Origin of the sequence: Burkholderia sp. BCC1988 (genome assembly GCF_905339895.1) — a bacterium.
Taxonomy (GTDB): Bacteria; Pseudomonadota; Gammaproteobacteria; order Burkholderiales; family Burkholderiaceae; genus Burkholderia.
Window position 1 is genome coordinate 195,285 of the sequence record NZ_CAJPHA010000013.1, and the last position, 12,020, is coordinate 207,304.

Annotated in this window: 11 protein-coding genes; 10 read left to right on the forward strand and 1 reads right to left on the reverse strand. The window is 65.9% G+C overall.

Going from position 1 to position 12,020, the window contains the following annotated elements; all coding sequences use genetic code 11:
• Window positions 1-145: 145 nt before the first annotated feature.
• On the forward strand, window positions 146-1,543 hold the full coding sequence (rlmD, locus tag U4012_RS20215) for a 23S rRNA (uracil(1939)-C(5))-methyltransferase RlmD (protein ID WP_321801009.1): 1,398 nt from the start codon (window positions 146-148) through the stop codon (window positions 1,541-1,543).
• Window positions 1,544-1,605: 62 nt separating this feature from the next.
• On the opposite strand, the gene U4012_RS20220 is transcribed toward rlmD, so the two are convergent.
• The gene (locus tag U4012_RS20220; RefSeq protein WP_006761414.1) at window positions 1,606-2,304 is read right to left on the reverse strand and encodes a Bax inhibitor-1/YccA family protein; all 699 of its coding nucleotides are present in this window, start codon (window positions 2,302-2,304) and stop codon (window positions 1,606-1,608) included.
• Window positions 2,305-2,554: 250 nt separating this feature from the next.
• Here U4012_RS20220 and ndk point away from each other — a divergent pair, with 250 nt between their 5' ends.
• The 9 genes from ndk (at window position 2,555) to hfq (ending at window position 12,010) form a co-directional block, all read left to right on the forward strand.
• Window positions 2,555-2,980 (forward strand): nucleoside-diphosphate kinase, encoded by a 426-nt coding sequence (gene ndk / locus U4012_RS20225; RefSeq protein ID WP_006478674.1) that lies wholly within the window; start codon window positions 2,555-2,557, stop codon window positions 2,978-2,980.
• A 55-nt stretch (window positions 2,981-3,035) separates the two neighbouring features.
• Window positions 3,036-4,175, forward strand: a complete 1,140-nt coding sequence (rlmN, locus tag U4012_RS20230) for a 23S rRNA (adenine(2503)-C(2))-methyltransferase RlmN (RefSeq protein WP_044848980.1) — start codon at window positions 3,036-3,038, stop codon at window positions 4,173-4,175.
• Window positions 4,176-4,338: 163 nt separating this feature from the next.
• On the forward strand, window positions 4,339-5,400 hold the full coding sequence (locus U4012_RS20235; RefSeq protein WP_321801013.1) for a helix-turn-helix domain-containing protein: 1,062 nt from the start codon (window positions 4,339-4,341) through the stop codon (window positions 5,398-5,400).
• A gap of 106 nt (window positions 5,401-5,506) precedes the next feature.
• Complete coding sequence (ispG, locus tag U4012_RS20240; RefSeq protein WP_027787235.1) at window positions 5,507-6,811, forward strand: flavodoxin-dependent (E)-4-hydroxy-3-methylbut-2-enyl-diphosphate synthase; 1,305 nt, start codon at window positions 5,507-5,509, stop codon at window positions 6,809-6,811.
• 21 nt (window positions 6,812-6,832) lie between these two features.
• Window positions 6,833-8,173 (forward strand): histidine--tRNA ligase, encoded by a 1,341-nt coding sequence (hisS, locus tag U4012_RS20245; RefSeq protein WP_044848982.1) that lies wholly within the window; start codon window positions 6,833-6,835, stop codon window positions 8,171-8,173.
• Window positions 8,174-8,228: 55 nt separating this feature from the next.
• A complete protein-coding gene (locus U4012_RS20250; RefSeq protein ID WP_044848983.1) occupies window positions 8,229-8,858 on the forward strand; it encodes a tetratricopeptide repeat protein in 630 nt (209 codons plus the stop codon).
• Window positions 8,859-8,898: 40 nt separating this feature from the next.
• The gene (gene bamB, locus U4012_RS20255; protein ID WP_044848984.1) at window positions 8,899-10,044 is read left to right on the forward strand and encodes an outer membrane protein assembly factor BamB; all 1,146 of its coding nucleotides are present in this window, start codon (window positions 8,899-8,901) and stop codon (window positions 10,042-10,044) included.
• Window positions 10,045-10,291: 247 nt separating this feature from the next.
• Window positions 10,292-11,629, forward strand: coding sequence for a ribosome biogenesis GTPase Der (der, locus tag U4012_RS20260; RefSeq protein ID WP_044848985.1), 1,338 nt, complete (start codon window positions 10,292-10,294; stop codon window positions 11,627-11,629).
• Between the two features lie 141 nt (window positions 11,630-11,770).
• Window positions 11,771-12,010 carry an RNA chaperone Hfq gene (gene hfq, locus U4012_RS20265; protein WP_006399927.1) on the forward strand — a complete coding sequence of 80 codons (240 nt, stop codon included), beginning with the start codon at window positions 11,771-11,773 and terminating at the stop codon, window positions 12,008-12,010.
• Window positions 12,011-12,020: the final 10 nt, after the last annotated feature.

The window sequence follows — 12,020 nt, forward strand, 5'->3', positions numbered from 1 at the left end:
CCTGCGGCGGGCGGCCTGCAGGTCGTTCCCGCATGACGCGGCGCGGCAGAGGCGTCAGTATCGACGCTTGCGCCACGAAAGCGGGCGACGCGGGCTTTCGTCGTCTACAATCTCGCCTTCTTCAACGTTTTGTCAGGAAAAGCTGGTGTCCGAAGCCGTCCCCACTTCTGCGCGCAAATCGAAAAATGCGCCCGTCGCGCCCGGGCCTGCCCCGGTTCTCGAGATCGAATCGCTCGACATGGAAGCGCGCGGTGTCGGCCGCACGGCGACCGAGGACGGCACGCCGGGCAAGGTCATCTTCGTCGAGGGTGCGCTGCCCGGCGAGCGCGTGACCTATTCGAGCTACCGTCGCAAGCCGAGCTACGAGCAGGCGACCGTCGTCGACATTCTGCGCCCGAGCGTGCTGCGCACGCAGCCGAAGTGCGCATTCTTCGGCACGTGCGGCGGCTGCTCGATGCAGCACCTCGACATGCGCGCGCAGGTCGCGATCAAGCAGCGCGTGCTCGAGGACAACCTGTGGCACCTGTCGAAGCTGCGCGCCGAGACGATGTTCGCGCCGATCCACGGCCCGTCGTGGGGCTACCGTTATCGTGCGCGCCTGACCGTGCGCAACGTCGCGAAGAAGGGCGGCGTGCTGGTCGGGTTCCATGAAAAGAAGAGCAGCTATGTCGCCGACATGACGAGCTGCGAAGTGCTGCCGCCGCACGTGTCGGCGATGCTCGTGCCGCTGCGCCGGCTGGTCGAGGGGCTGTCGATCCGTGACCGGATGCCGCAGATCGAGCTCGCGGTCGGTTCGCAAGTCACGGCACTGGTGCTGCGCGTGCTGGAGCCGATCAATGCGGACGACGAGGCGCTGCTGCGCGCGTTCGCCGACGAGCACAAGGTGCAGTTCTGGCTGCAGCCGAAGGGCCCGGACACGGTGACGCCGTTCTATCCGCTCGACGTGCCGCTCGACTATACGCTGCCGGAGTTCGGCATCCGCATGCCGTTCAAGCCGACCGACTTCACGCAGGTCAACCATCAGATCAACCGCGTGCTGGTGGGTCGCGCGCTGCGCCTGCTCGCGCCGTCGCGCGACGATCGCGTGCTCGACCTGTTCTGCGGGATCGGCAACTTCACGCTGCCGCTCGCGCGGCTGTCGCGCGAGGTGATGGGCATCGAAGGCAGCGAGACGCTGACGACCCGCGCGCTCGCGAATGCGCGCGAGAACGGCGTCGACGGCCACACGACGTTCGCGTGCCGGAACCTGTTCGAGGTGACGGGCGACGACCTGCGTGCGCTCGGCGCCTTCGACAAGTTCCTGATCGACCCGCCGCGCGAAGGCGCGCTCGCGGTGTCGAAGGCGCTGGCCGAAATCGCGCAGAGCGGCGAAGGCCCGCTGCCGAAGCGCATCGTCTACGTGTCGTGCAACCCGTCGACGCTCGCACGCGACGCAGGCCTGCTCGTGCACGAGGCCGGCTACCGGCTGAAGGGCGCCGGCGTCGTGAACATGTTCCCGAATACGTCGCACGTCGAATCGATCGCGCTGTTCGAGCGCGACTGAGCGGGCGGCGGAAGTAAAAAAACCGGCCCGAGGGCCGGTTTTTTCATCGGGTACGGCGAACGTCAGTTGCGGTTGCCGCCGAAGATGCCGAGCAGCGCGAGCAGGTTCGTGAACACGTTGTACAGGTCGAGGTAGATCGCGAGCGTGGCCGAGATGTAGTTCGTCTCGCCGCCGTTCACGACGCGCTGGACGTCGAACAGCATGTAGGCCGAGAAGATCGCGATCGCGAGCACCGACACGGTGAGCATCAGCGCCGGCAGTTGCAGGAAGATGTTCGCGACCGACGCCAGCAGGATCACGATCACGCCCATGAACAGCCATTTGCCGAGCCCGGAGAAGTCGCGCTTGCTGACCGTGGCGATCGTCGCCATCGCGGCGAAGATGATGCCGGTGCCGCCGAACGCGAGCATGATCAGCGACGGTCCGTTCGAGAAGCCGAGGATGAAGCTCAGCAGGCGCGACAGCATCAGGCCCATGAAGAACGTGAAGCCGAGCAGCACGAACACGCCGGCTGCGCTGTTTTTCGTCCGCTCGATCGCGAACATGAAGCCGAACGCGATTGCGAAGAACGCGAGCAGGCTCATCATCGGGCTCGTGGCCGCGAACAGCGAGAAGCCCGTCGCGACGCCGACCCATGCCCCCAGCACCGTCGGCACCATCGACAGCGCGAGCAGCCAGTACGTGTTCCGCAGCACGCGATTGCGAACCTCCGCGGTGCTGACGGAGCCGCCGCGGCCGAAATTGTACGGATAGTCGTTCATGGTTTCTCCTAACATTGAACGCGTGGGCGTCCGGGGCCGGTTCGGCGCGCGCGGTGTGCGGCGCAGCAAACCGGAGCAGCTATGGCTAAGATACGTTCCGTGCCGCGAGGTTTCAATGCCGGGCGGCGCAAAAAACATATGGAATTGGAACCTTTCGCTCGTGTAAGGGTTCAATCGCAATGATACACGGGATCGTGCTACAATAGCGGATTCATTTGAACCTGTAACTTCTTAATTTCTTGGAGTTTTTATGGCAATCGAGCGCACCCTGTCGATCATCAAGCCGGATGCGGTGGCAAAGAACGTGATCGGCCAGATCTACAGCCGTTTCGAAGGCGCCGGCCTGAAGATCGTCGCATCGCGCATGGCACACCTGTCGCGTGCGGACGCAGAGAAGTTCTACGCAGTTCACGCAGCACGTCCGTTCTTCAAGGACCTCGTCGATTTCATGATCTCGGGCCCGGTGATGATCCAGGTTCTGGAAGGTGAAGGCGCGATCCTGAAGAACCGCGACCTGATGGGCGCGACGGATCCGAAGAAGGCGGAAAAGGGCACGATCCGCGCCGACTTCGCCGACAGCATCGACGCGAACGCCGTGCACGGCTCGGACGCTGCCGAAACGGCTGCGGTCGAAATCGCGTTCTTCTTCCCGGAAATGAACGTCTACTCGCGCTAAGCCCTGGCTGGCAACAAGTAGGCAGGATTCAGCGCACGCGGCAAGGCAGCACATCATGACGAGCGAAACTTCCGTCAATCTTCTCGACTTCGATGCCGAGGGTCTTGTCGCGTACTGCGGCAGCCTCGGCGAGAAGCCGTTCCGCGCCAAGCAGTTGCAGCGCTGGATCCATCAGTACAACGCCGGCGATTTCGACGGCATGACCGATCTCGCGAAGTCCCTGAGAGAAAAGCTCAAGGGCCGCGCGTCGATCGTGATGCCCGATATCGTCAGCGATCACGTTTCCACCGACGGCACGCGCAAGTGGCTGATCGACGTCGGAAACGGCAATGCGGTCGAAACCGTTTTCATTCCGGAAGAGACGCGCGGCACGCTGTGCGTGTCGTCGCAGGCCGGGTGTGCGGTCAACTGCCGCTTCTGCTCGACGGGCAAGCAGGGCTTCTCCCGCAACCTGTCGACAGCCGAAATCATCGGTCAGCTCCGGATGGCCGAGTTTGCGCTGCGTGCGTCGCTGGGTCGCGCACCCGGTCCGAACGGCAAGGCCGAACGGGTCGTCACCAACGTGGTGATGATGGGTATGGGCGAGCCGCTGCTGAATTACAGCGCGGTCGTGCCCGCGATGCGGCTGATGCTCGACGACAACGCGTACGGCCTGTCGCGCCGCCGCGTCACGTTGTCGACGTCCGGCGTGGTGCCGATGATGGACCGCCTCGGCGCCGAATTGCCGGTCGCGCTCGCCGTTTCGCTGCACGCGCCGAACGATGCGCTGCGCGACGAACTGGTGCCGCTCAACAAGAAGCATCCGCTTCGCGAGCTGATGGCCGCGTGCCAGCGCTATCTGAAAGTCGCACCGCGCGACTTCATTACTTTCGAATACTGCATGCTCGACGGCGTCAACGACACCGAAGCGCATGCGCGCGAACTGCTGGCCGTCACGCGTGACGTGCCCTGCAAGTTCAACCTGATCCCGTTCAATCCGTTTCCGGAATCGGGCCTCATCCGCTCGAAGCCGGAGCAGATCAAGCGCTTTGCACAGGTCCTCATCGACGCGGGTGTCGTCACGACCGTGCGCAAGACGCGCGGCGACGACATCGACGCCGCGTGCGGCCAGCTGGCCGGCGCCGTGAAGGACCGCACGCGCCTGGCGGAGCGAACGGGCGCAGCAGCAAAAATCATCGAAGTTCGGGCGATCTGACGGGGACGCCTGGTCGGGGCCGCATGGGTGCGGATGCCTGGACTTCTTGCGGTACAACACGCGAATAGCGATCGGTCGCGGCGCCTCGGCGCCGCGCATGATGTGGACAGTTGCGGGAGCCGGCGGCGCCCGCCAGTGAAGAAGAATCGACGCGAGGACAAGGATGAGTGAGCCGCAGCCGACCAACGGCGCAGAGACGAATGCCGCGAAGCCGGCACCGGCGGGGCTTGAAACGCTGGCGGCCGTCGGCAGCCGGCTGGCGCAGCTCCGGGAGGCGAAGGGCTGGACGGTCGACGACGTGTCGGCGCGGCTCAAGGTCGCTCCGCAGAAGCTGCGTGCGCTGGAGGCCGGCGACATCAGTCATTTGCCCGGCGTGACGTTTGCCCTCGGCGTCGTGCGCAGCTACGCGAAGATGCTCGGTGTCGATCCGGAGCCGTTTGCCCACGCATTGCGCCGCGAGCGTGGCGTGCAGGAAGTCGATCTGTCGATGCCCGCGTCGTCGGGGACGGATCTGCCGCGCGGCCGCGTGTCGATTCCGCTTGGCGGGTCGTCGCACCATCATCCGTGGCTGTGGGGGACGGCGATCGTCGTCGTCGCGGTGATCGCGGTACTCATGTGGCACACTGGCGGCGATTCGTCGAGCTGGCTCGCGCGCTTCAAGGGCGGCGCCACGGAACACGCATCGGCGGCCAGCGCGCCGGCGGCGTCTTCCGTCGAAGCGGCAGCCGCGGGCGGCGCGTCGGCGGCAGCCGTCAACGAAGCCCCGGCGCAGGTTGCGGCATCCGCCGTGGCGCCGCAGGCCGTTGCGTCGGCTGCTCCGGCTCCGGCCTCGGCCCCGGCCCCGGCCCCGGCCCCGACGGCCGCCGCGCCCGCGTCGCAACCGGTCGTCGCGCCCGCGTCGCAACCGGTCGTCGCGCCGGCCGCGGCGAGCAGCGCGGCCGTGCCGGCCCAGCCCGCGAGCGTCGCGGTCGCGGCAGGCCAGTCGATGGTCGAACTGAAGGTCAAGCAGGATTGCTGGTTCAGCGTGCGCGACAAGAGCGGCAAGGAACTGTTCTCGGCGCTGGTGCGGGCCGGCGAGACGAAGCAGGTCGCCGGCGACGGTCCGTTCAAGGTCACGATCGGCAACAAGGCAGGCCTTGATACGGTCGCGTTCGACGGAAAGCCGGTCGATCCGGCAAAATATTCGGCAGCGCGGGGTAACGTGGCGCGGTTCACGCTGCCCTGACGTCAAGCGCCGTGGCGCAGGCCTGTCCTGGACAGGCCGCGAGGGCACGGCGCTTTTTCAATTCATGCGCCGCCTCGCGGCGCATTCCGCGTAAATGGATCTATCGATGCAATCCGAAGCTCAATCCCCACGCAGCAGTCAGATTTGTTCAACCGAGCCGGTGTTCGGCGGGCATCAGCCGCGTCGCGTGTCGCATGCGGTGGATGTTCGTTGGGGCGGGCAGCTCGTGACGATCGGCGGTGATGCGCCGGTGCGCGTGCAGTCGATGACGAATACCGACACGGCCGACGCGATCGGCACGGCGATCCAGATCAAGGAACTCGCGAACGCGGGCTCCGAACTGGTGCGCATCACGGTCAATACGCCGGAGGCCGCGGCCGCCGTGCCGGCGATCCGCGAGCAGCTCGACCGGATGGGCGTGACCGTCCCGCTCGTCGGCGATTTCCACTACAACGGCCACCTGCTGCTGCGCGACTACCCGGGCTGCGCGGAGTCGCTGTCGAAGTACCGGATCAACCCGGGCAACGTCGGCCAGGGCGCGAAGCGCGACACGCAGTTCGCGCAGATGATCGAAGCCGCGGCGAAGTACGACAAGCCGGTGCGGATCGGCGTGAACTGGGGCAGCCTCGACCAGGATCTGCTCGCGCGCATGATGGACGAGAACGGCGCGCGCTCGCAGCCGTGGGATGCGCAGAGCGTGATGTACGAAGCGCTGATCCAGTCGGCGATCGGCTCCGCCGAGCGCGCGGTCGAGCTGGGCCTCGGCCGCGATCGCATCGTGCTGTCGTGCAAGGTCAGCGGCGTGCAGGACCTGATCGCGGTGTACCGCGAACTCGGCCGCCGCTGCGGCTTCGCGCTGCATCTCGGGCTGACCGAGGCCGGCATGGGCTCGAAGGGCATCGTCGCGTCGACGGCCGCGCTCGGCGTGCTGCTGCAGGAAGGGATCGGCGACACGATCCGCATTTCGCTGACGCCGGAACCGGGTGCGTCGCGCACGGGCGAAGTGATCGTCGGCCAGGAAATCCTGCAGACGATGGGCCTGCGCTCGTTCGCGCCGATGGTGATCGCGTGCCCGGGTTGCGGACGCACCACGAGCACGCTGTTCCAGGAACTCGCGATGCAGATCCAGACCTACCTGCGCGAGCAGATGCCGGTCTGGCGCAAGGAATATCCGGGCGTCGAGAAGATGAACGTCGCGGTGATGGGCTGCATCGTCAACGGCCCGGGCGAATCGAAGCACGCGAACATCGGCATCAGCCTGCCGGGTTCGGGCGAGAACCCGGCCGCGCCCGTCTTCATCGACGGCGAGAAGGTCAAGACGCTGCGCGGCGAGCGGATCGCCGAGGAATTCCAGCAGATCGTCAGCGACTACGTCGCACGCAATTACGGCCGTACCGAGGCCCTGAACTAAATTCGTCCACACACACGAACGATGACTGAACAGAAACGCAAGATCGAGAAGCTCACCGGCGTCAAGGGCATGAACGACATCCTCCCGCAGGATGCCGGCCTCTGGGAGTTCTTCGAAGCTACCGTGAAATCGCTGCTGCGCGCGTACGGCTACCAGAACATCCGCACGCCGATCGTCGAACACACGCAGCTCTTCACGCGCGGCATCGGCGAAGTCACGGACATCGTCGAGAAGGAGATGTACAGCTTCACCGATGCGCTGAACGGCGAGAACCTGACGATGCGCCCGGAGAACACCGCGGCGGTCGTGCGCGCGTCGATCGAGCACAACATGCTGTACGACGGCCCGAAGCGCCTGTGGTACATCGGCCCGATGTTCCGTCACGAGCGTCCGCAGCGCGGCCGCTACCGCCAGTTCCACCAGGTCGGCGTCGAGGCGCTCGGCTTCGCGGGCCCGGATGCGGATGCCGAGATCATCATGATGTGCCAGCGCCTGTGGGACGACCTCGGCCTGACCGGCATCAAGCTCGAGATCAACTCGCTCGGCCTCGCCGAAGAGCGTGCCGCGCACCGCGTCGAACTGATCAAGTATCTCGAGCAGTTCGCCGACGTGCTGGATGAGGACGCGAAGCGTCGCCTGTATACGAACCCGCTGCGCGTGCTCGACACGAAGAACCCGGCGCTGCAGGAAATCGCGCAGAACGCGCCGAAGCTGATCGACTTCCTCGGCGACGAGTCGCGTGCCCACTTCGAAGGGCTGCAGCGCCTGCTGCTCGCGAACAACATCCCGTTCAAGATCAACCCGCGTCTCGTGCGCGGCCTCGACTACTACAACCTGACCGTGTTCGAGTGGGTGACCGACAAGCTCGGCGCGCAGGGCACGGTCGCGGCCGGCGGCCGCTACGATCCGCTGATCGAGCAGCTCGGCGGCAAGCCGACCGCCGCGTGCGGCTGGGCGATGGGCATCGAGCGCATTCTCGAACTGCTGAAGGAAGAGGATCTCGCGCCCGAGCAGGAAGGTGTCGACGTGTACGTGGTGCACCAGGGCGAGACGGCGCGCGAACAGGCGTTCATCGCGGCCGAGCGTCTGCGCGATACGGGCCTCGACGTGATTTTCCACTGCAGCGCCGACGGCGGCCCGGCAAGCTTCAAGTCGCAGATGAAGCGGGCCGATGCGAGCGGTGCCGCGTTCGCGGTGATCTTCGGCGAAGAAGAGGTCGCGAACGGCACGGTGGGCGTGAAAGCGCTGCGCGGCGCGGGCGAGGACGGGGAAAAGAACGTTCAGCAGACCGTACCGGTCGAAAGCTTGACCGAATTCCTAATCAATGCGATGGTTGCATCCGCCGAAGACGGCGACGACTGATCGCGCTGGCATTCGCTCGACAAGAAAAGCCTGAAATGGAAGGAATCGCTCGCCGATGAGTTATCACGACGAACAAGAATCGATTGAAAGTCTGAAGGCGTGGTGGGCCCGGTGGGGCAACCTCACGACGTGGATCGTGCTCGCGGCGCTGGTCGTCGCGGCCGGTTTCAACGGCTGGAATTACTGGCAGCGCCGTCAGGCCGCCGAGGCTTCCGGGTTGTACGAGCAGGTGCAGAAGGCCGCTGCCGCGAACGACAAGGCGACGATGGCCCGTGCGGCCGCCGACATGGAAGACAAGTTCGGCAGCACGCCGTATGCGCAGATGACCGCGCTCACGGCCGCGAAGACGTTGTACGCGGCCGGCGATGCCGCCGGCGCGAAGGCGCAGCTGCAATGGGCCGCCGATCACGCCAAGGACGACGAGTACAAGCAGATCGCGAAGCTGCGTCTCGCGTCGCTGCTGCTCGACGAGAAGGCGTACGACGCGGGCCTCGCGCTGCTGTCCGGCACGCCGGTGGATGCATTCAAGGGCCTCGTGGCCGATCGCCGCGGCGATCTGCTCGCGGCGCAAGGCAAGACCGACGATGCGCGCGCCGCGTACAAGCTCGCGCTCGCCGGCCTGTCGCAGGACGACCAGTCCGCGCGCCAGCTCGTGCAGTTCAAGCTCGATGCGCTCGGCGGCTGATCGCGGCCCCCTCAACCTCTTAACTCTGCTTCGCTAACCGATGAATTTGCTGAAACGTTACGCTGTGCCCGTAGCCTGCGCGGCGGCTGTCCTGGCATTGGCGGCCTGCTCGTCGTCGAAGGACGCGCGCCGCGTGCCGACGCCGCTCACCGAGTTCAAGCCCGTCTTGGACGTGCAACAGGTCTGGAAGGCGAGCGTCGGCAAGGGCGGGCGCTACCTGTTCTCGCCGGTGGCCGTGGGCGACGCCGTCTACGCGGCGGGCGAGAACGGTTCGGTCGAGAAGATCGACGCGAAGACGGGCCAGACGCTGTGGCGCTCGAAGGTCGGTTCGGACCTGTCGGCCGGGGTCGGCAGCGACGGCAACCTGACCGCCGTCGGCGCGCTCAAGGGCGGTGTGTTCGTCCTCGGCCCGGACGGCAAGCAGCTGTGGAAGACGAGCGTGCAGGGCGAGATCTTCTCGCCGCCGCTGGTCGGCAACGGCCTCGTGATCGTGCGCACGATCGACGGTCAGGTGATCGCGTTCAACGGGCAGACGGGCGAGCAGAAGTGGAACTACCGCAACCGTGCGGTGCCGCTGAACCTGCGCGTGTCGGCCGGCATGACGTTCGCGGGCGATGCGGCCGTGCTGGCGGGCTTCCCCGGCGGCGGTCTGGTCGCGATCAACCTGCAGACGGGCGAGCCGTTCTGGCAGACGCCTGTGTCGTTCCCGAAGGGCGTGACCGAAGTCGAGCGCATCAACGACGTCAGCGGTCCGCCGACGCTCGTCGGTGCCCAGGCGTGCGCGGTCACGTTCCAGGGCCAGCTCGGCTGCTTCGACGCGAACTCGGGCCGTCCGCTGTGGGAAAAGGCGTTCTCGAGCCGCAGCGGTCTCGCGCAGGACGATTCGGTCGTCGCCGGCGGCGACGACTGGTCGGTCGTGACGGCCTACGACGCGGCGAGCGGCAACCCGCTCTGGCGCAACGACAAGCTGAAGAGCCGCGACGTCGGCGTGCCGTACCTGCTCGGCCATGCGGTCGTGATGGGCGACTACAAGGGCTTCGTGCACTTCCTGTCGCGCGAGGACGGCAGCTTCATCGCCCGGATGAAGACGGACGGCAGCGCGATTACCGCGGCGCCGGTCCTGGCGGGCAATACGCTCGTCGTGCAGACCAAGGACGGTGGCCTGTACGGATTCCGTCCGCGCTGACGCGCACGCAACAGGCGCAATCGCGGCGCGGCGGGCCTGTCCCGCGCGCTGCGGTCGCGCGACATGAAGGCGGCCGGTGTCCCCGGCCGCTCGGTATTTGAAAGGCAGTTCGCAACGAAAGACGACGGCGCGCACCGCGCGCCCGGCGCGCGCATCCGGCGCGGCGCGAATTCGTGATATTTTCATTCAGCGCAGCCGCCCGCAGCAGCGGGCCTCCCGCTGCTGCGCATCACCGTAGAAAACACAGATGAAACCGGTCATTGCCCTCGTTGGGCGCCCCAATGTGGGGAAATCCACGCTGTTCAACCGGCTCACGCGCTCGCGCGATGCGCTGGTCGCCGACTTGCCGGGCCTGACGCGCGATCGCCATTACGGCGAAGGGCGCGTCGGCGCACGGCCGTACCTGGTCGTCGATACCGGCGGCTTCGAGCCCGTCGCGAAGGACGGCATCCTGCACGAGATGGCGCGCCAGACGCGGCAGGCCGTCGAGGAAGCGGACGTCGTCGTGTTCATCGTCGACGGTCGTAACGGGCTCGCGCCGCAGGACAAGTCGATCGCCGACTACCTGCGCAAGACCGGCCGGCCGATCTTCCTGGTCGTCAACAAGGCCGAGGGGATGAAGTACACGGCGGTCGCGACCGACTTCTACGAGCTCGGCCTCGGCGATCCGCGCGCGATCTCGGCCGCGCACGGCGACGGCGTGACCGACATGATCAACGAGGCGCTGGAAGTCGCGTACGCGGGCCAGCCCGAGGAAGCGGACGAGGACGACCCGTCGCGCGGCATCAAGATCGCGATCGTCGGCCGCCCGAACGTCGGCAAGTCGACGCTCGTGAACGCGCTGATCGGCGAGGACCGCGTGATCGCGTTCGACATGCCGGGCACGACGCGCGATTCGATCTACGTCGACTTCGAGCGTAACGGCAAGAAATACACGCTGATCGATACCGCGGGCCTGCGACGCCGCGGCAAGGTGTTCGAGGCGATCGAGAAGTTCTCGGTCGTGAAGACGCTGCAGTCGATCTCCGATGCGAACGTCGTCATTCTTCTGCTGGATGCGCAGCAGGACATTTCCGACCAGGACGCGCACATCGCCGGCTTCGTCGTCGAGCAGGGCCGCGCGCTCGTGATCGGCGTCAACAAGTGGGACGGTCTCGACGACCACGCGCGCGATCGCGCGAAAGCGGATTTGACCCGCAAGCTGAAATTCCTCGACTTCGCGAAGTCGCACTACATTTCGGCCGCGAAGAAGACGGGCATCGGCGCGCTGATGCGTTCGGTCGACGACGCGTACGCGGCGGCGATGGCGAAGCTGCCGACGCCGAAGCTCACGCGCGCGCTGATCGAGGCCGTCGAGTTCCAGCAGCCGCGTCGTCGCGGCCCGGTGCGTCCGAAGCTGCGCTACGCGCACCAGGGCGGCCAGAATCCGCCGCTGATCGTCATCCACGGCAACGCGCTCGACGCGGTGACGGAAACCTACAAGCGTTACCTCGAAAACCGATTCCGCGAAACTTTCTCACTGACCGGGACTCCATTGCGCATAGAGTTCCGTTCGTCGAACAACCCGTACGCGGACAAGGGCTGAAGCAGGTCCTGCAAGGGATAGGCCGCATGGCCTACGCCCGGGCGGGGCAGGCAAAATCAGCTATAGTGTAGCGATTGGCGCCGGATCTCTTTTTCTTCGTCGCCAATCCAGATCAACCTGCAAAAAAAGATGGAGTACGCCATGAGCAACAAAGGGCAATTGTTACAAGACCCGTTTTTGAACGCACTGCGCAAAGAGCACGTTCCCGTTTCGATCTATCTCGTCAACGGCATCAAGCTGCAAGGGAACATTGAATCGTTCGACCAGTACGTCGTGTTGCTCCGTAATACGGTGACCCAGATGGTCTACAAGCACGCCATCTCGACGGTCGTGCCGGCGCGCCCGGTGAATTTCCACCCGGACGCGGAAGCCTCGTCCTAACCCATCGCAG